The organism is Leifsonia sp. SIMBA_070 (assembly GCF_046534635.1).
GTDB lineage: Bacteria > Actinomycetota > Actinomycetes > Actinomycetales > Microbacteriaceae > Leifsonia.
The window spans coordinates 993,343-1,010,906 of sequence record NZ_JAWRYK010000001.1 but is presented as its reverse complement, the minus strand read 5'-3'; the positions used below and the strand labels follow the sequence as shown (position 1 = coordinate 1,010,906).

Annotated in this window: 19 protein-coding genes; 7 read left to right on the top strand and 12 right to left on the bottom strand. The window is 70.9% G+C overall.

The genetic code is table 11. The features are described 5' to 3' along the window. Positions 1-57 precede the first annotated feature (57 nt). Positions 58-1,380, top strand: coding sequence for an alpha-hydroxy-acid oxidizing protein (locus tag SB754_RS04685; protein WP_410781194.1), 1,323 nt, complete (start codon positions 58-60; stop codon positions 1,378-1,380). Positions 1,381-1,396: 16 nt separating this feature from the next. Here the strand turns inward: SB754_RS04685 and SB754_RS04680 are convergent, their stop codons facing one another. From SB754_RS04680 to SB754_RS04665, 4 genes are all read right to left on the bottom strand, one after another. Further along, entirely contained in the window at positions 1,397-1,804 is a 408-nt protein-coding gene (locus SB754_RS04680) for a hypothetical protein (protein ID WP_410781193.1), read from the bottom strand. 36 nt (positions 1,805-1,840) lie between these two features. Next, positions 1,841-2,764, bottom strand: coding sequence for an NADP-dependent oxidoreductase (locus tag SB754_RS04675; protein WP_410781192.1), 924 nt, complete (start codon positions 2,762-2,764; stop codon positions 1,841-1,843). Between the two features lie 101 nt (positions 2,765-2,865). After that, positions 2,866-3,894, bottom strand: a complete 1,029-nt coding sequence (locus tag SB754_RS04670; RefSeq protein WP_410781191.1) for a 6-phosphofructokinase — start codon at positions 3,892-3,894, stop codon at positions 2,866-2,868. Between the two features lie 96 nt (positions 3,895-3,990). Then, positions 3,991-4,605 carry a CYTH domain-containing protein gene (locus tag SB754_RS04665; protein WP_410781190.1) on the bottom strand — a complete coding sequence of 205 codons (615 nt, stop codon included), beginning with the start codon at positions 4,603-4,605 and terminating at the stop codon, positions 3,991-3,993. Positions 4,606-4,681: 76 nt separating this feature from the next. Between SB754_RS04665 and SB754_RS04660 the strand changes: the two genes are divergently transcribed. Further along, positions 4,682-5,089 (top strand): DUF3224 domain-containing protein, encoded by a 408-nt coding sequence (locus SB754_RS04660; protein WP_410781189.1) that lies wholly within the window; start codon positions 4,682-4,684, stop codon positions 5,087-5,089. Between the two features lie 43 nt (positions 5,090-5,132). Continuing rightward, on the top strand, positions 5,133-5,333 hold the full coding sequence (locus SB754_RS04655) for a hypothetical protein (RefSeq protein ID WP_410781188.1): 201 nt from the start codon (positions 5,133-5,135) through the stop codon (positions 5,331-5,333). Positions 5,334-5,354: 21 nt separating this feature from the next. Here SB754_RS04655 and SB754_RS04650 read toward each other — a convergent pair whose 3' ends face one another. The 3 genes from SB754_RS04650 to SB754_RS04640 form a co-directional block, all read right to left on the bottom strand. Beyond that, positions 5,355-7,517 carry a DEAD/DEAH box helicase gene (locus tag SB754_RS04650; protein WP_410781187.1) on the bottom strand — a complete coding sequence of 721 codons (2,163 nt, stop codon included), beginning with the start codon at positions 7,515-7,517 and terminating at the stop codon, positions 5,355-5,357. Between the two features lie 170 nt (positions 7,518-7,687). Then, on the bottom strand, positions 7,688-8,035 hold the full coding sequence (locus tag SB754_RS04645) for a DUF6804 family protein (RefSeq protein WP_410781186.1): 348 nt from the start codon (positions 8,033-8,035) through the stop codon (positions 7,688-7,690). Positions 8,036-8,159: 124 nt separating this feature from the next. After that, positions 8,160-8,588 (bottom strand): RbsD/FucU domain-containing protein, encoded by a 429-nt coding sequence (locus tag SB754_RS04640; protein WP_410781185.1) that lies wholly within the window; start codon positions 8,586-8,588, stop codon positions 8,160-8,162. A gap of 205 nt (positions 8,589-8,793) precedes the next feature. Between SB754_RS04640 and SB754_RS04635 the strand changes: the two genes are divergently transcribed. The 3 genes from SB754_RS04635 (at position 8,794) to SB754_RS04625 (ending at position 10,997) form a co-directional block, all read left to right on the top strand. Further along, positions 8,794-9,072: a metal-sensitive transcriptional regulator gene (locus tag SB754_RS04635; protein WP_410781184.1), complete on the top strand. Its 279-nt coding sequence runs from the start codon at positions 8,794-8,796 to the stop codon at positions 9,070-9,072. 7 nt (positions 9,073-9,079) lie between these two features. Then, complete coding sequence (locus SB754_RS04630; protein WP_410781183.1) at positions 9,080-9,613, top strand: O-acetyl-ADP-ribose deacetylase; 534 nt, start codon at positions 9,080-9,082, stop codon at positions 9,611-9,613. A 109-nt stretch (positions 9,614-9,722) separates the two neighbouring features. Further along, positions 9,723-10,997 (top strand): M20/M25/M40 family metallo-hydrolase, encoded by a 1,275-nt coding sequence (locus SB754_RS04625; protein WP_410783256.1) that lies wholly within the window; start codon positions 9,723-9,725, stop codon positions 10,995-10,997. A 101-nt stretch (positions 10,998-11,098) separates the two neighbouring features. On the opposite strand, the gene SB754_RS04620 is transcribed toward SB754_RS04625, so the two are convergent. The 5 genes from SB754_RS04620 to SB754_RS04600 all read right to left on the bottom strand — a co-directional run bounded on the left by SB754_RS04620 (position 11,099) and on the right by SB754_RS04600 (position 16,451). Then, positions 11,099-11,692 carry an SGNH/GDSL hydrolase family protein gene (locus SB754_RS04620; protein WP_410781182.1) on the bottom strand — a complete coding sequence of 198 codons (594 nt, stop codon included), beginning with the start codon at positions 11,690-11,692 and terminating at the stop codon, positions 11,099-11,101. Positions 11,693-11,915: 223 nt separating this feature from the next. Then, positions 11,916-12,776, bottom strand: a complete 861-nt coding sequence (locus SB754_RS04615; RefSeq protein ID WP_410781181.1) for an aldehyde dehydrogenase family protein — start codon at positions 12,774-12,776, stop codon at positions 11,916-11,918. Further along, complete coding sequence (locus SB754_RS04610; protein ID WP_410781180.1) at positions 12,773-14,269, bottom strand: aldehyde dehydrogenase family protein; 1,497 nt, start codon at positions 14,267-14,269, stop codon at positions 12,773-12,775. The genes SB754_RS04615 and SB754_RS04610 overlap by 4 nt, the downstream gene beginning before the upstream one ends. A gap of 51 nt (positions 14,270-14,320) precedes the next feature. Next, positions 14,321-15,373, bottom strand: a complete 1,053-nt coding sequence (deoC, locus tag SB754_RS04605; RefSeq protein WP_410781179.1) for a deoxyribose-phosphate aldolase — start codon at positions 15,371-15,373, stop codon at positions 14,321-14,323. A 49-nt stretch (positions 15,374-15,422) separates the two neighbouring features. Continuing rightward, on the bottom strand, positions 15,423-16,451 hold the full coding sequence (locus SB754_RS04600; RefSeq protein ID WP_410781178.1) for a sugar-binding transcriptional regulator: 1,029 nt from the start codon (positions 16,449-16,451) through the stop codon (positions 15,423-15,425). A gap of 90 nt (positions 16,452-16,541) precedes the next feature. On the opposite strand from SB754_RS04600, the gene SB754_RS04595 reads away from it, so the two are divergent. Next, entirely contained in the window at positions 16,542-17,504 is a 963-nt protein-coding gene (locus SB754_RS04595; protein ID WP_410781177.1) for an ROK family protein, read from the top strand. The last annotated feature ends 60 nt before the right edge of the window (positions 17,505-17,564 follow it).

Here is a 17,564-nt window from a genome sequence, read left to right as displayed (position 1 = left end):
ATGCCGTCACCGCACCGGGAGGATGACGGCATGTCGGGACCAGTGGATGATGTGGTCATGAGTTCGAACGCCGGACGCGATGCCCAGTCGGAGATCTACCGGGCGGGGGTGTCCGGCCGCCGGCCGCGCATCCCGGTCGGGTTCACGCAACTGGAGCGCGCGGCCCAGCGGCGGATGAGCGCAGCGGCCTTCGCCTACGTGGCCGGCTCCGCCGGGCTCGAGCGGACGGCGGAGGCCAACCTCGAGGCATTCCGGCGCCGGCGGATCGTCCCGCGCGTGCTCCGCAATGTCTCCGCCCGCGATCTGTCCGTCGAGCTGTTCGGCGTCCGGCGCCCCACCCCGCTGCTGCTCGCGCCGATCGGCGTGCTCGAGCTCGCCCGCCGAGGAGGCGATGCCGCCGCCGCGCGCGCCGCGGCAGCCCTCGGGGTACCCGCCATGCTCTCCACCCAGGCCTCGCAGCCGATGGAGGAGGTCGCCGCGGCCATGGAGGACGCGTCCCCCGGCGCCGCCCGCTGGTTCCAGCTGTACTGGAGCTCGTCGCGCGAACTGGTCGCGAGCCTGGTGGCGCGTGCGGAACGCTCCGGCTGCGAGGCGATCGTCGTCACCCTCGACACGCACGTGCTCGGCTGGCGGCCGCGGGACCTCTCCCTCGGCTACCTGCCGTTCAGCCGTGGACTCGGCATCGCCCAGTACACCAGCGATCCCGTGTTCCGGGAGCTTCTCCGCGAGCGAGCGGCCCGCGGTGGACGCGCATCCACGACGCCCACGCCTGCCGCACTCGCCTCCTTCGCCAGCATCCTGCGCCACCACCCCGGGCCGTTGCGCGAGAAGCTGCGGTCCGGTGAGCCGCTGGCGGCGGTCGAGACCTTCCTCGATGTGTTCGCCGACCCCTCCCTCACCTGGGACGACCTGGCGTTCCTCCGCGAGCGCACGCGCCTGCCGATCGTGCTGAAGGGCGTCCTGCATCCTGACGACGCCCGCCGTGCCGCCGACACGGGTGTGGATGCGGTGCAGGTCTCGAATCACGGCGGCCGCCAGATCGACGGAGAGGTCGCCGCGCTCGACGCGCTGCCCGCAATCGTGGAGGCCGTGCCCGACAGCATGCCGGTGATCTTCGACAGCGGCGTCCGCACGGGGTCGGATGCGGTGGTCGCCCTCGCCCTCGGCGCGCGGGCCGTCGCTCTCGGGCGCCCCTACGTCTACGCCCTCGCCCTCGCCGGCGAGACCGGCGTGCACGAGCTGCTCCGCAACACGATCGCCGAACTGGACATCACGCTAGGGCTGGCGGGCGCGCGAAGCGTCGCCGACCTCGACGCATCCGTGCTGGACCCGTCCGTGCGGGACCCGTCCGCGCTCGGGGCCGCGGCGCTCGACGCCTGAGCGCCCGAGCCCCCAACTACGAGACCGATGCCCCGATCAGCGAGAGCAGCGCCTGCGCGTACGCGGTAGCGGCGTCGTCGTGCTCGAACATCCGCTCCTCGTCGCCGAAGAACACCGTGACCCGATAGCAGTCCGGGGTGCGCGCCAGATGGCGGAAGCTGCCGCCCAGCAGCTCGCGGAGTTGGTCCTCGCGCGGGATCCACAGCGCGTCCTCGACCGCGAGCGAGTCGAGTGCCCACTCCGTGGTGCCGTTGAACCCGAGGATGGTGCCGGTGTCGAAGTGGTGCGGTTCGATGGTCATCTCGCTGACCGTGAACCGCTCGCCCTCCATGCCGGGCCGGTCGATGGCGAAGGTGTCCCCGGAGGCCGGCTGCCAGCGCAACCCAGCGGCACGGAGCTGCCGGGCGATGTCCTCTGCGATCATGGATGCTCCTCTCGTGGGCCGGGACGGGCCGGCCGCTCAGTCGGTGACGATGACGACCTTGCCGCGCAGGTGGCCCGCTTCCAGCCTCCCGTACGCCTCGACCGTCCGCTCGATGGGGTAGATGGAGTCGATCGGCAGCACCAGCTCGTTCTCGGCCAGCAGGTCGGCGAGTTCGGCGAGCTCGTCATTGCCGGCCGCTCTGCCGCCGACGTTCCGCGCGCCGTGCGCGTCCGGACCGAACGCGACGATGCTGTTCACACGCTCGATCGGAACGCCGAGCTCCAGCGCCGCCTCGATGGTGTCAGGGCCGTGGTTGTCGAGCACGGCGGTGACATGGTCGTCGTCGATGACGTCGCGCACCCGCTCGGCCAGCCCCTCCCCGTATTCGACGGGGATGACGCCGAGCGACTCCAGGAAGTCGTGGTTCTCCTCGCTCGCCGTGCCGATCACCGTCGCGCCCGCCCGTACCGCGAGCTGGGCGGCGAGCACGCCGACACCGCCCGCCGCCGCGCTGACGAGCACGGTGTCGCGCTCGTGGAGGTCGAGGGAGCGGACACTGGCCATGGCCGTGCGCCCGACGACGCCGAGCGATCCTGCCGCCTCGAAGGTCAGGGCGTCGGGCTTGGCGACCACCTGTCCGTCCTCCGGGACGACGACGAAGTCGGCGATCGACGCGAACGGGGCGGTGCCGAAGACCGCCTGTCCCAGCTCGAATCGCGTCGCCCCGTCGCCCCGGTCCTCGACGAATCCGGCGAAGTCCATCCCGATGCCGCTGGGCAGCGTCACACCCATGCGGGCCGCCGCCTGCTCATCCCGGTAGGCCTTGTAGTCCATCGGATTCAGTCCCGCCGCCATCACGCGCACCAGGATCTGGCCGGGGCCCGGCCACGGCCGCTCCCGATCCACCACCCGCAGGTAGTCGCGGGACCCGAACTCCTCGAACTGGACGAATCGCGGCACGGACAGGCTCCTTCCCTCTCGTAGCACGGAGCCTAGACCCGCCAGCCCGCGAAGAGCAGGGAGTCGTCCGAGGAGCAGGGAGTCGTCCGAAGAGCAGCACCTCAGCCGAAGAGGAGCGCCGCCTCCTCGTACCGCGCATCCGGCACCGTCTTCAGACCGCCCGTCGCATCCGCGATGGACACGTTGACGACGTCCGTGCCGCGCAGCGAGACCATCGAGCCCCAGCGGCCCTCGTAGACCGCGTCGACCGCCGCCATACCGAGGCGCGTGGCGAGCACGCGGTCGTACGCGCTCGGCACGCCGCCACGCTGCATGTGGCCGAGGACGGTGGCGCGCGACTCGATCCCGGTCCGCTCCTCGATCATCGGGGCGAGCATCTCTCCGATGCCGCCGAGGCGGGGACGGTTGAACGCGTCGAGGCCCTTGTGCGAGTGGGCCTCCTCCATCGTGTCCAGGTGGAAACCCTCCGAGACGACGATCACGGGCGCACGGCCGCGGTCGCGGACCGACTCCACCCACTCGCAGATCTGCTCGATCGACTGCGGCTGCTCCGGGATGAGGATGGCGTGGGCGCCGCCGGCCATGCCCGAGTGGAGGGCGATCCAGCCGACGTGGCGGCCCATCACCTCCACCACCATGCAACGCTGGTGCGACTCCGCCGTCGTGCGCAGGCGGTCGATCGCCTCCGTCGCGATCTCGACGGCCGTGTCGAACCCGAACGAGTAGTCAGTCGCGGCGAGGTCGTTGTCGATCGTCTTCGGTACGCCGACGATGCGGAGGCCCGCGTCGGTGAGGCGGCGGGCGGCGGTCAACGTGCCCTCGCCGCCGATGGCGATGATGGCGTCGATCTCGTGCTCGTCCATCATCCGCTGGATGTTCTCGGGGCCGCCCTTCTCGCCCTCGAACGGGTTCGTGCGGCTGGAGCCCAGGATCGTGCCGCCCTGGCGCGAGAGGCCGCGGACGCTGTGCCGGTCGAGCGGCATGATGTCGCCGTCGACGACACCGCGCCAGCCGTAACGGAAGCCGGCGAACTCGGAGCGGTGGACGCGGTCCCCCTTCAGGACCGCCCCGCGGATGACCGCGTTCAGGCCCGGGCAGTCGCCGCCGCTGGTGAGGATGCCGATCTTCATGCTGCTCCGTTTCTCGTGCGTGCTTGAATCATGCCCGCCCCGGAGGGGCTGCACAAAATCGCACTGGACGGGAGACGTCGTCCGGTGGTAGGCGGATCAGAGTCCGAGGGCGCGCTGCAGCTTCGACGAGCTGGCCGACGGCCGGGCTCCTGCGGCGAGCAGGCGCTCCTCGATCCCGTCGAGCAGCGCGGTGCGGCGCTCCCGCGTGTCCGGGGCGCCGGCGAGGAGCTCGACCTCCCACTCCCGCCACTCGCGCGTGCCGCCGGCGCGCAGATCTTCGCTCCGGACGTGGTCGTCGGTCAGCTCCGCGACCTCGAAACCCGCGGCGTCCTGCAGCACGACGCTGTCGCGCTGGTTGGTGACCCGGGCGATCGGGACGAGCTGCGCGTCCCCGATGATCGAGCGCAGGTGCTCCCGCAGTTCTGCGGGCGGCTCGTCGTCGTCGGTGAGCGGCCAGTGCAGCTCGGTCCGTCCCTCCTCCGCCGGGAGCTTGACGTGCCAGCCGGCGTCGTGGCCGCCGCGCCGGACGCGCACGGCCGTCCGCTGCTGCGCCAGCGCGAGGTCGGGGGTGTCGAAGTAGGTGGCGACCAGTTCGTGGCGGACAGGCTCACCCTGAACGGCGACCGCCCCGACACCGACGAGCTGGGGATGGCGCGCCTCGGCCTCCACGTCGTACTTGCGCTCGATCTCGACCTGGGAATGATGGGGCATATGCCCTGTCTAGCCCACATTTCCTCTGTCGCGAAATTTCAAGCGCGGCGGACTCCGGCCCGTCTACGGTGAACGCATGAGCACAGAGACCATCACCGCCCGCTTCACCGTCACCGGCTGGGAGCCGGCCGAACTGCCCGGCCTCGGACTGTCCGGCGCCGACGACGACTGGCTCGGCGCGGTGGTCATGCGGAAGACCTACAGCGAAGGACTCGTCGGAGAGTCGATCGCACACTTCGTCTCCTCGGGGACCGAGGAGGGCGGCCGCGGGTATCTCGCCGCCGAGCGCATCACGGGACGGCTGGACGATGGCCGCAGCGGGTCCGTGACCGTGCATCACGGCGCGCTGCAGCACCCGGGCGACGCCTCCGCGTTCGGCAACATCGTTCCCGGCACGGGAACCGGCGACTTCGCCGGATTCCGCGGGACGGCGCACATCGAGCACGACGACAGCGGCCCCTTCTTCGTCATCGAGCTGGAGTGAGAACGGCCTTCCTGCGCGCGTCGCCCGGCGGTACCCTCGGGGCATGAGCGACCCCAGAGGACGTGAACACGGAGACGACGAGGACCTCGACGACTTCCGCGAGGCGCAGGAGACCGACTACGAGCCGGAGCCGGTGGTGCACGACCCGGAGGACGTTCCTGTGATCGACGACGAGGACGACGAGCTCCTCCCGGACGACGACCGGCCCGTCCCCCTCGACCCGGACGACGCCGGGATCGCCTGAGACGACACCGAAGGCCGACCGCTACGCCAGCGCGCCCTCCAGCAGGGTGATCAGCGCGTCGAGCTGCACGGAGTCGGCCGAGCCGACCTCCACGTCGCTGCCGTCGAGCGCGCGAGCGGCGAGGCCTTGCTTGGCGTCGATGAGCTCGGCGATCTTGGCGTCGATGGTCTGCGCGGCGATGATCCGCCAGGCCGTGACCGGCTCCTCCTGGCCGATGCGGTGCACGCGGTCGATCGCCTGCGTCTGCTCGGCAGCCGTCCAGGACAGCTCGGCGAGGACGACGTTGGAGGCCGCCTGCAGGTTGAGGCCCACACCGGCGGCGGTCAGCGAGCACACGGCGACCGCGACCTCCGGGTCGTTGTTGAACGCGTCGATCTCCTTCTGGCGCGCCAGTGCGGACTGGTCGCCGCGGATGGAGATCGTCTTCAGGTCGCGGGCCGCGAACGCTTCCTCCGCCGCATCCATCACGTCGATGTGCTTCGCGAAGAAGACGACCTTGCCGACGGAGCGCGCCAGCTGGGCCGTGTAGTCGGACGCCAGCCCGGCCTTCGCCTGGCCGATCTTGCGCACCATGGTGAACACGTTGTCGCCGGACTTCGAGGACTTGGACTCCTCCAGCTCCGACTGGGCCACCAGGCGGATGAGGTGGCGGCGGTGCGCCTCGTCGTCGCCGTCGAAGGAGTCGGGACGGCCGGCCGCCGCAGCACGGTGGAACTTGGCGACCAGCCGCGCGGCCAGATCCTTCTCGGCCTGGCGGATGGAGCGACCCAGCTCGTCGTCCAGCTCGACCGGCAGGTCGACGACGCGCCGGCTGGGGAGGTCGGCGGCCACGTCGAGCTTGCGGCGGCGGACGATGCCCATGTCGATGACCGCCTCGCGCGCCGCCGCGTAGAAGCCGAAGTCGGCGGGAGTGAGCCCCGTCTCCTCCAGGTGCTCCATCAGCTGAGCAGTGGGCTTGTTGCCGTCGATCCAGCCGAGGAACTGCCAGATCGCCTTGAAGTCGTCGATGTCGTTGATCAGCGGCGTACCGGTCAGGGCGATCATCAGCGGGTCCGGCGTCGCCTGGCGGATGGCGTCGGCCAGCCCGAGCACGAGGCGTGAGCGCTGCGAGTGCAGGTTCTTGATGAAGTGCGCCTCGTCGACCACCATGCCCTTGAAGCCGAGCGTGCTCAGCCAGGACAGGTGCCGGTCCAGCACCTCGTAGTTGACGATGACGACGTCGGCGAAGGCGTCGAGGCCCTCCCCGTCGCCGTGGATGACCGTGGCACGCCGCATCGGCGTCCACTGCTCCACCTCGCGCGCCCAGTTCATCTTCACGACGTTCGGCACCACGGCGAGCAGTGGATAGGCGCCGGCGACGGAGGCGGCGAGCACCGACTGCGCGGTCTTGCCGAGGCCCGGCTCATCGGCGAGCAGGAAGCTGCGATGCCCCTGGCGGACGCTCTCGATGAACCGTGACTGGTGGTGCATCAGCTCCGTGCCGGGAGGCGAGTAGCGGTCGAGCAGCGGCGCGGGCGGCAGCTCCATGCTGGCCGCCTGGCCGCCTGCGCCGTACTCGAACGACTTGAACAGCGGGCCGAGCAGCTCCCACGAGTCGAGGCGCCGGCGCGGCGTCGGGGCCGGCGGGGTGAGCCGCGAGAGGTCCGGGGCCAGGAACGGGTTGGAGAGCTGACGCGCCTTGACGGACTGCGGAACGACCTGCTTCTCGGCCAGCTCCGGCGGGATGACGCTGTCGATCTTTGCGACGGGCCGCTCCACCGTGATGATCAGGTCGTCGGGCGACAGCTCCGTGCCCGACTCGAGCAGCCAGTCCCGGCGCATCTTCTGCGCGGTGGCGGTCGACGGGGACTCGCTCTCGAGCAGCGAGATCAGCGAGGTGTCGCGCGCTGCGGTCTTCGCCAGGATGGTGGCGATGCCGTCCAGCCGCTTCAGCTGCTCGGCGCGCGCCGCGTCGCTCAGGTCCGGGTCGGACTTGGCCCTGGCGCGCTCCTCCCGCATCAGGAACGCGATCACCTGGAACTTGGTGCGGTTCGTGGGGCCGAGCTTCTTGCCGTCGACGGCCTTCGCCTCCACCTCGCGCACTTTGCGGGCGAGGACGGGGATCAGCCCGTCGTTGTTGGCGTGCCGGTTCTTCCGCTGCTGCTGCGGCCTGGTCGGGCTGGTGCGCTGACCGGAACGAGACATGGTCCTCCAGGGGAGGCGCCGCGCGCTGCCGGAGGGCGCGACGCCGTGTGGTCGTGAGGCCGGCGGGGGCGGGAGGACCGGTACCGAGTGGACCGGACTCACGCGGCTGACGCCGGGAGCGCGCGGCACAGGACGGCCGCGCAGCACCATTCTACCGGCTGCGGAGCCGTTCAGCGACGAGTGTCTGCAGGGATCTTGATCGTGACCGCGGCGGCGACGAAGAGAACGGCGCCCGCGAGCGACAAAGCCTGCGCGACGATCCCTGTGAGCGGGAACGGCCAGATCGGATTCCAGACCACCGCGATCGGGATGAGACCGACCAGCCACCACCACAGCTTCGCCTGCACGGCGAACACGCACAGGATGAGCGCGAGGATGCTGACGGCGTACCGGACGTAGAGGTACCAGTCGCTGCCGAGCAGTGCCAGGCCGGCCAGCAGGACGATGGCCCCCAGCAGCCCGGGCGCGAGAGCAGCGCGGTTGAAGGCGGGCGGCTGCGGCGTGTGTGGTCTGGACACGGGACACAACTCTACGCGGCGCCCGTGACCTGGTGCGCCCGCCCGGTCGCGGAGGCCTCTGTTTCTCCGGCCCGGGCGGGCGACGTGGTGCTGCGGGATGCTGTGTACGGGGGTGCGCTGCGGGCTACAGCACTCCCCGGCGGAGCAGGAAGGCGCACGGCGGCGCATCGGCGCCGACCCGCACCGTGACGGCGGACGTTCGGGCGAGCTCGAGGAACGGCTCGAGTTCGAGACGGGTCATGGGGACTCGGCGGAGTTCGGCGTCGGACGCGATCCCGTTCACTGCGAACGCGACGTCGGGTACGTCGTAGGGTTCGTCGGCGAGGTCCAGGAACACGATCGGCGAGGAGCTCTCGGTATCGAGCGGGAACACGGAGAGGATCGCCTCGGCGGCGGCCTCTGTCGTGACGTCGTCACCCAGGTGGATGACGGGTGCGGTGATCTGGTCTTCCGGGTAGCCGCTGCCCACGAGGGTCAGTGTCTCGCCATCTCTCATGGCGTCGAGCGCGCTCAGGAGCGCGCCGGACAGCAGCGGGCTGAGGTTCTTCAGCAAAGTCGGGCCTTTCCTGTTAAACGAATATTTCTCAACCCCTCCCTGGAGGATAGACCCAGCGGTATGTCCACCCCTACCCCCCCGTTAGGGGGATATTGACCGGGGGGCGTTCGTGTATCCGCGAGGGATGCACAGCGCCGCCGCCCCGATTCTTCAGGGGCGGCTACCCCCACCGGGTATGCCGGATCCGGCCTATCCTGAGGGGGTGATCGCAGACATCAAGAAGCGTGCGCTGCACCGGACGCGCATCCTCGAAGGGCAGCTTCGCGGGCTCGAGAAGATGATCGAGAACGAGGACTACTGCATCGACATCCTCACCCAGTCGCTCGCCATCCAGAAGTCCCTCGGCTCGCTCAACAAACTCCTGGTCGAGAACCACCTCCGCACGCACGTCTCGGAGATGTTCGAAGAGGGAGGCAGCGCGCGCGACGACGCCATCGCCGAGCTGCTGAAGGTCTACGAACTCTCCAACAACCGGGGCTGAGGCGGGCATGACCGACACAGAACTGATCCGCATCGTCCGCGGGGACATCACCGACGAGACCGTCGACGCGATCGTCAACGCCGCCAACAGCTCGCTGCTGGGCGGCGGCGGCGTCGACGGGGCCATCCATCGCCGCGGCGGGCCCGCGATCCTCGAAGCGACACGGCAGCTGCGGGCGACCACCCTGCCCGGCGGCCTCCCGACCGGGCAGGCGGTTGCCACCACGGCGGGCGACCTGGCCGCTCGATGGGTGATCCACGCGGTCGGGCCGGTCTGGTCCCCGGACGAAGACCGGACGCCGCTGCTGCAGAACGCGTACCGCTCCTCCCTCCGCGTGGCGCGCGAACTCGGTGCGCGGACGGTCGCCTTCCCGGCGATCTCGGCCGGCGTCTACGGCTGGCCGCTCGACGACGCGGCGCGCATCGCGATCAGCACCGTGCGGGCCGTGTTGTCCTCCGGCGTGGGCTCGGTGGAGCACGTCCGGTTCGTGCTGTTCAACGACGCGGCGTTCGACGCGTTCCGTACGGCCGCCGGTGAGTGACCCGGGGCCGGGCGCGCCGGGGCAGGAGGCCGCCGCGCTGGATCGGGAAGCCGCGCTGGAGCGGGAAGCCGCGCTGGAGCGCTTCCGCACACTGCTGCGCGTCCCGACGATGTCGCGGAACGTCGTCGAGGACACCGACTGGGCAGCGTTCGACCACTTCATCGAGTCCCTCCCCCAGTTGTACCCGGCCCTCCACTCCACGCTGGAGCGGGAGCGCCACGGCCACTCCCTCCTGTACCGCTGGCCCGGACGCGAGTCCGGAACGCCGACCGTGCTGATGGCGCACTACGACGTCGTGCCGGCGACCGCCGAGGGATGGACGCATCCCCCGTTCGCCGCCGAACTCACGGGCGCGGGCGAGGACCAGACGCTGTGGGCCCGTGGGGCGATCGACGACAAGGGTGCGCTGGTGGCCATCCTGGAGGCCGTGGAGGAGCTGGTGCGCACCGGCTTCCAGCCGGCTCATGACGTCTACCTGAGCTTCGGTCACGACGAGGAGACCGTCGGTTCGGGCGGGCGGACGATCGCCGCGGCGCTCGACGAGCGCGGCATCCGTGCGGCCCTGGTCCTGGACGAGGGCGGCGCGGTCGTGGAGCGCATCTTCCCGGGCGTCCACGTGCCCATCGCGGTGGTCGGTGTGAGCGAGAAAGGCATCACCAGCGTGCGGCTCACCGTCGAGCAGCACGGCGGGCACGCCTCCACTCCCCCGCGGATGACGGCGACCGTTCGCCTGGCGCGCGCGATCACCCGGCTCAACGCCCGGCCGTTCCCGGCCCGGCTCAGCGAGACCACCCTGCAGATGGTCGAGATGCTGGGCGCCCATGCGACCGGTCCGCTGCGCGCGGTGTTCACCCGCGCACGCCGGCTGCAGCCCCTCCTCCGTACGGTCCTCGGCCGGCTGAGCGACGAGACGCGGGCGATGGTCCGCACCACGACGGCGGTCACACAGCTGAGCGGCAGCCTCGCCGCGAACGCCCTGCCCGAGACGGCGGAGGCGGTCGTCAACACACGCATCGCCGTCGGTTCGTCGGTGGCCGAGACGCTCACGCACCTGCGGCGGGCGATCCGTGACGACGCCGTCCGGGTGGAGGCGGTCGACGCCAGCGAGCCGTCGCCCGTCTCCCCGGCCGACGGTCCGCACTGGGATCGGCTGGCCTCGGCGATCGGCGCCGTGCACCCGCGGGCCGTCGTGACCCCCTACGTCATGCTCGGAGCGAGCGACAGCCGGCACTTCACGGGCATCTGCGACGCCGTCTACCGGTTCACGCCGTTCGAGCTGAGCGCCGACGAGCGGGCCGCCCTCCACGCCCGTGACGAGCGCATCCGCACCGCCACGTGGTTCCGCGGCATCGCCGTCTACGCCGCGCTCCTCCGCGCCTCCTGACCCCTCCCCCCACCGTCGAGTCCACACTTTTTGCACACGACACGCCGCGGGGGCGTGCAAGAAGTGTGTCTCGACGGTGGGCGGATGCCGCGAGGGGTGGGTCAGGCGGCGCCGCCGAGGTCGGGGAGGGTGATGGCGCGGGAGTTCGGGGGGAGGTCGCGGATGCGCTCCAGGGCGGGGGCGAGTTCGCCCGCCCAGACTCGGTAGCCGTCGGAATTCAGGTGGAGGCGATCCTCGGTGTAGGCGGGGTTCAGCTCGCCGTCCTCCAGCGCGAGAGCGGGCCACAGGTCGAGCCAGCCGGCGTGCGCACCGGGCGCGAACTGCCACAGGTGGCGGTTGATGTCGCGGATCTGGTCGGCGAACTCGTGCCCGCGCGGCATCACGGACTGGGCCAGGATGCGCGAATCGGGCAGCTCCCGGCGCAGAGTCACGAGGATCGTCTCGATGTTGCGGACCACGTGCTCGACCGATCGGCGCCAGGCGAGGTCGTTGGTGCCGATGAGGAGGGCGACCGTCGCCGGCCGGGCGTCGATCACGTCGCCGAGGCGCGCGATGACGTCGTCGGTGGTGTCGCCGGCCATCCCGAAATTGCGGACCGCCTCGCCGGGGAGGAGCGCATCCCAGTCGCCGTTCTGCGTCAGGCTGTCGCCGACGAGAGCCAGCTCACCGTGCTCCGGTCTCCACTCGTCCGCCATCGTCGGCCTCCCCTCGTCTCCCCCGCCTCCTCCCATACTCCCTCACAACTTGCTGCATCGGAAGAACACTCGCCTCCTCCCGATTCGTGACGAATCGGCGCTTACATCGCGCCAGACGCCGCATTCGTCACGAATCGGCCGAGGCGCTAGCGAGGCACGATTCGTGACGAATCGGTGCTCAGCACGTGTCAGATGCCCGATTCGTCACGAATCGGTGGATGGGCTAGAGCAGCGACTTGGTGTGCCAGACCGTCTTCGTCTCGGTGAAGAACGCGATGCGGTCGAGCGACGGAGCGGCAGCGTCGGAGCCGTTCTCGGGGGTCAGCACGCGCTTCAGCGTCTCTGCCGACGCGATCTGCAGGTCGACCCAGTCGAGGTCCCCCGCGCCGACCAGGTCGAGCGCATTCACGTCGGCGTGCGACGCGAGCCACGGCGCGATCTCGGCCGGCGACCCGGTGAGGATGTTGACCACACCCCCCGGGACGTCGCTCGTCGCCAGCACCTCGCTGAGGCTGATCGCCGACAGCGGGAAGCGCTCGCTCGCGACGACCACGACGCTGTTGCCTGCGACCAGTGCCGGCGCGACCGCGCTGACGAAGCCGAGCAGGCTGGAGTCCTGCGGCGCGACGATGCCGACGACGCCGGTGGGCTCCGGCACGGAGATGTTGAAGTACGGGCCGGCGACCGGGTTGGCGTTGCCCGCGACCTGCGCGAACTTGTCCGCCCAGCCCGCGTACCAGACCCAGCGGTCGATCGCCTCGTCCACCTGCGCCGTCGCCGCACCCGCGGAGACGCCCTCGGCCTTCTGGATCTCGTCGACGAATTGCGCCCGGCGCCCTTCCAGCAGCTCGGCGATCCGGTAGAGCACCTGTCCGCGATTGTAGGCGGTCGCTCCGGACCAGCCGGAGACGGCGGCACGCGCGGCAACGACCGCGTCGCGGGCATCCTTGCGGGAGGCCTTGGCGGCGTTCGCGAGGAAGGCGCCCTTCGCCGACAGCACCTCGTAGGTGCGGCCGGACTCGCTGCGCGGGAACTTCCCGCCGATGTACAGCTTGTAGGTCTTCGGAACGGCCAAGCGGCTCATTTGGTGGCTCCCTTGCGAGCGAGGCGGGCGGGGATGGACACGGGCGCCGAGACCGACCGTCCGGGCACCAGGTACGCGCCGAGGCCGTGCCGGCCGCCTTCGCGCCCGTAGCCGGACTCCTTGTAGCCGCCGAACGGGCTGGCCGGGTCGAAGCGGTTGAAGGTGTTCGCCCAGATCACTCCTGCGCGGAGCTTGTCGGCGACGGCGAGGATGCGGCTGCCCTTGTCGGACCAGATGCCGGCCGACAGCCCGTACGGCGTGTTGTTGGCCTTGGCGATCGCCTCCGCCGGCGTGCGGAAGGTCAGCACCGAGAGCACCGGGCCGAAGACCTCCTCGCGGGCGATGCGGTGGCTTGTCGAGACGTTGTCGAAGATGGTCGGTGCGAACCAGAAGCCGTTCTCCGGGATCGCGCAGTCGGCGGTCCAGCGCTCAGCACCCTCCGCCTCGCCGATGTCGGACAGCTCCCGGATGCGCTGCAGCTGCTCCGCGCTGTTGATCGCGCCGATGTCGGTGTTCTTGTCCAGTGGGTCGCCCAGCCGCAGGGTCGACAGCCGGCGCTTCAGCCGGTCGACGACCTCGTCGTGGATGCTCTCCTGCACCAGGAGGCGGCTGCCCGCGCAGCAGACGTGGCCCTGGTTGAAGAAGATGCCGTTGACGATGCCCTCGATCGCCTGGTCGATGGGCGCGTCGTCGAAGACGATGTTCGCGGCCTTGCCGCCCAGCTCGAGGGTCAGCTTCTTGCTCGTGCCCGCGACGCTCCGGGCGATCTCCCGGCCCACCGCGGTCGAGCCGGTGAAGGCGACCTTGTTGACGTCCGGGTGCGCGACCAGCTCGCGGCCGGTCTCCCCAGCGCCCGTCACGATGTTCACGACGCCCGCGGGGAGGTCGGCCTGCTGGACGATCTCGGCGAACAGCAGTGCCGTCAGCGGAGTGGTCTCGGCCGGCTTCAGCACGACGGTGTTTCCCGCCGCGAGCGCCGGCGCGATCTTCCACGCGAGCATCAGCAGGGGGAAGTTCCAGGGGATCACCTGCGCGGCGACGCCCAGCGCGCGCGGCGCGGGGCCGAGGCCCGCGTGCTCCAGCTTGTCCGCCCATCCCGCGTAGTAGAAGAACCAGGCGGCCACGAGCGGGACGTCGACATCCCGGCTCTCTTTGATCGGCTTGCCGTTGTCGAGGCTCTCGGCCACGGCGAGCTCGCGGGCGCGCTCCTGGACGAGCCGTGCGATCCGGAACAGGTACTTGCCGCGATCGGAGCCGCTCATCCGCGACCAGACCCGGTCGTACGCGCGGCGCGCCGCTGCGACGGCGGTGTCGACGTCGGAGGCGTCGGCCGTCGCGATGGTCGCGAGGCGCTCCTCCGTCGCCGGAGAGATCGTCTGGAACGGGGTGCCGTGACCGGCGACGAACTCGCCGTCGATGAACAGGCCGTACTCGTCGCGCAGGTTCAGGATCGACCGCGACTCCGGAGCCGGGGCGTATTCGAGGAAACTCATGGTGTCAGCTCTCTTGTCTGTCGGGTCTGGCTGTCGGGTCTGGCTGTCGGGTCAGTCGATCGTCACGTAGTCGGCGCCGGAGTAGTGCCCGGTGGCCAGCTTCTGGCGCTGCAGGAGCACGTCGTTGAGGAGGCTCGACGCGCCGAACCGGAACAGGTGCGGCTGGAGCCACCGCTCGCCCACCGTCTCGGCGACCGTCACCAGGTACTTGATCGCGTCTTTCGACGAGCGGATGCCGCCGGCCGGCTTCACCCCGATCTCCTCGCCGGTCAGCAGGTGCCAGTCACGGACGACCTCCAGCATCAGCAGCGTCACGGGGAGCGTGGCGGCGGGCGAGACCTTGCCGGTCGACGTCTTGATGAAGTCGCCGCCGGCCAGGATGCTCAGCCAGGAGGCTCGGCGAACGTTGTCGTACGTGTTCAGCTCACCGGTCTCCAGGATCACCTTGAGGTGGGCGTACGTGCCGTCATCACGCCGGCAGGCCTCCTTGACCGCGACGATCTCGTCGAAGACGTGGCCGTAGCGGCCGGAGAGGAACGCGCCGCGGTCGATGACCATGTCGATCTCGTCCGCGCCCGCGGCGACGGCGTCGGCCGTGTCCGCGAGCTTGACCCGGAGGGAGGCGCGTCCGCTCGGGAACACGGTGGCGACGGCGGCGACGTTGACGCCGCCGCTGTGCCCATCCGTCTCGGCTCCTGCACGGCGGATCGCGCCCGCGTGCGCGGCGCCCAGCGCCTCGACCGCGTACGGCACCATGTCGCCGTAGACGCAGACTGCAGCGGGCCGCGGCGTGGAGGGGTCGGACGCGTCCGGCGTGAGCGCCTTGGCGACCAGCGACCGGACCTTGCCCGGCGTGTCCGCGCCCTCCAGAGTCGTCAGGTCGATGAGCTCGATGATCGTGTCGAGAGCCCACTTCTTGCTCGTGGTCTTGATCGACCGCGTGCCGAGGCCGGCGGCGCGCTGCTCCAGCCCGACCGCATCCACTCCCGGGATGCCGCCGAGGTAGCGCCGCAGCGACGCCTCCGTCAGGTCGCTGCCGAGCACCTCGACGGCGCGGGCCGCCGGCGCGAGCGTGCGCACGGGCGGCGTTGTCTCGATGGTCACGTGGTCCTCCAAATGCTGGTGGTCGTCATGCTGGTGAATCCTCTGGGTGCTACTGGTTCGCGAGGGCGTCGGCCGGCGCGGGACGAGTACCCGACGCGCCCGGCGCGGCCTGCGCACCCTGCGCGCCCGGCGCCGTCCGCCCGAGCAGGTCGTTCGCGGTCGCCTCGTCGGTGATCAGCGTGGTGCAGAGTCCGCTCGCGACGACGGCGTGCGCCACCCGGTGCTTGGCCTCGCCCGCGATCACCGCGATGGAGGTGCGGGCCGCCCGCAGCTCGTCCAGGCTGAGGCCCAGCGTGCGCGAGTTGAGATCCGGATCGGCGACCTGCCCGTCGTCGGTGATGAAGCGCCCGACCACGTCGCCGACCGCTCCCCTTTCGGCCAGCGCTGCCACATCCTCCACCGAGAGGTACCCGGAGTCGACGTGGACCGAACTGGTGTCGACGACGCCCGCGCTGAACAGGTAGGCGTTGGCGCTGCGGGCGAGCTCGAGCACGCTCTGCACCGAGCGGTCGGCCTCGATCGCCCGCCGGGTGGCGGCGTGCTCGAAGATGGCGGGGCTGGGCAGCAGGGTCGCGGTTCCCTGCGCCTTGCGCGCGATGACGACGGCAGTGTCGGCCGCCGCGGTGGCCTGGCGGGTGGAGGAGACGCTCCCGTTGATCTGGACGGGGTTGACGCCCACCGCCCACCCCGGGCGCAAGCGCGCGGCGACGGCATGGAGGGTGCGGCCCCAGCTGACGCCGAGCGTGCGCGGGACCGGCCGGAGAGTGGTCAGGTAGTCCGCGGCGGCCTGCGCCACCCGGCCCTGGGCCTCGGCGTCGGACTCCGCGGCCGGAACCACCACGGCGTCGTCCAGCCCGTAGAACCCGCAGAGTTCGCGCTCCAGCGAGAAGCGGCGGGCGCTCGGATGCACGATCTCGATGCGCACGAAGCCGTGCTCGCGCGCAGCCACGAGCAGACGGCCCACCTTCCAGCGGGAGACGTTCAGTGCGACGCCGATCTCGTCCTGCGTCTTGCCCGCTTCGTAGTAGAGCTCTGCGGCTTTGACGGCGAGGATCTCATCCGAATCGTTCAGGCCCACCCCTCCAGCTTAGGAAGGGGTGCGCAGCCGAGCAACATGTGCGTGGTGAGTGCTCAAATGAGCAGAGTCCGTTTCGTTTATCGTTGCTTCGTGCCCACAGACTCCACCGCATCCTCCCCTGCCTACGCTCTCGCCGTCGACTTCGGCGGGACCAAGGTGGAGGCCGCCCTCGTCGACGCCGACGGCCGCCTCGTGGAGGGGTCGCGCCACCGGCGCCCCACCGGCCGCGAGGCGACCGTTCCGGAGCTCGAGGAGTCGGTCGGCGGGGTCGTCCGCGCGGCCGCCGCCTCCCTCCCGTCGGGCGGGCGGATCGTCGGCGTCGGGATCGGCAGCGCCGGTCCGATCGAGCGGAAGCGCGGGCTCGTCTCGCCGCTCAACGTGCCGCACTGGCGCGACTACCCGATGCGCGACTACGTCGCCGGCGTCGCCGCCGAGCTCGGCCTGGAGGTGCCCGTCACCCTCGAGATGGACGGCGTCGCCATCACTATGGCGGAGCACTGGGTGGGCGCCGCGCAGGGCGTCGACAACGTCATGGGCATGGTCATCTCGACCGGGATCGGCGGCGGCCTCATCGTCGATGGCCGCGTCATCACCGGTCCGACGGGCAACGCCGGCCACATCGGACACGTCGAGGTGGGCGACATCCGTGGAGAGGACACCTTCGGCAACCCGTACGCACTGGAGGCCATGGCCTCCGGTCCGCACACCGTCGCGTGGGCGCGGCAGCACGGCTTCGAGGGCGCGACCGGCGAGGAGCTCGCGGCCGCCTACGCCGCGGGCGACCTCGTCGCACGCGAGGCGATCGCCCGTACCGGCGAGGCCGTCGGGCGCGCGATCGCGTCGGCGACCGCGCTGCTCGACCTGGAGCTGGTGGCGATCGGCGGAGGCTTCTCGCACTCGACGCCGGACCTCTTCGACCACATGCGCGCCGTCATCGAGCACCACTACTTCCCGTTCGTGCGCAAGGTCCGTATCGTCCCGTCCGCCCTCTCCTCCGAGGGCCCCCTCATCGGCGCCGCCGCCCTCATCCACCGAGCCCACCTCCTCCCCTGACCCCGCCCCCCACCATCGAGTCCTCACTTAATGCACGTTTCCGGGCTGAAATCGTGCATT

Bases quoted from the DNA above. Each gene is read 5' to 3' on its own strand.
- SB754_RS04685 (WP_410781194.1), top strand. From the start codon at position 58: ATGAGTTCGAACGCCGGACGCGATGCCCAGTCGGAGATCTACCGGGCG.
- SB754_RS04680 (WP_410781193.1), bottom strand. From the start codon at position 1,804: ATGATCGCAGAGGACATCGCCCGGCAGCTCCGTGCCGCTGGGTTGCGC.
- SB754_RS04670 (WP_410781191.1), bottom strand. From the start codon at position 3,894: ATGAAGATCGGCATCCTCACCAGCGGCGGCGACTGCCCGGGCCTGAAC.
- SB754_RS04665 (WP_410781190.1), bottom strand. From the start codon at position 4,605: ATGCCCCATCATTCCCAGGTCGAGATCGAGCGCAAGTACGACGTGGAG.
- SB754_RS04660 (WP_410781189.1), top strand. From the start codon at position 4,682: ATGAGCACAGAGACCATCACCGCCCGCTTCACCGTCACCGGCTGGGAG.
- SB754_RS04655 (WP_410781188.1), top strand. From the start codon at position 5,133: ATGAGCGACCCCAGAGGACGTGAACACGGAGACGACGAGGACCTCGAC.
- SB754_RS04650 (WP_410781187.1), bottom strand. From the start codon at position 7,517: ATGTCTCGTTCCGGTCAGCGCACCAGCCCGACCAGGCCGCAGCAGCAG.
- SB754_RS04630 (WP_410781183.1), top strand. From the start codon at position 9,080: ATGACCGACACAGAACTGATCCGCATCGTCCGCGGGGACATCACCGAC.
- SB754_RS04625 (WP_410783256.1), top strand. From the start codon at position 9,723: ATGTCGCGGAACGTCGTCGAGGACACCGACTGGGCAGCGTTCGACCAC.
- SB754_RS04620 (WP_410781182.1), bottom strand. From the start codon at position 11,692: ATGGCGGACGAGTGGAGACCGGAGCACGGTGAGCTGGCTCTCGTCGGC.
- SB754_RS04615 (WP_410781181.1), bottom strand. From the start codon at position 12,776: ATGAGCCGCTTGGCCGTTCCGAAGACCTACAAGCTGTACATCGGCGGG.
- SB754_RS04610 (WP_410781180.1), bottom strand. From the start codon at position 14,269: ATGAGTTTCCTCGAATACGCCCCGGCTCCGGAGTCGCGGTCGATCCTG.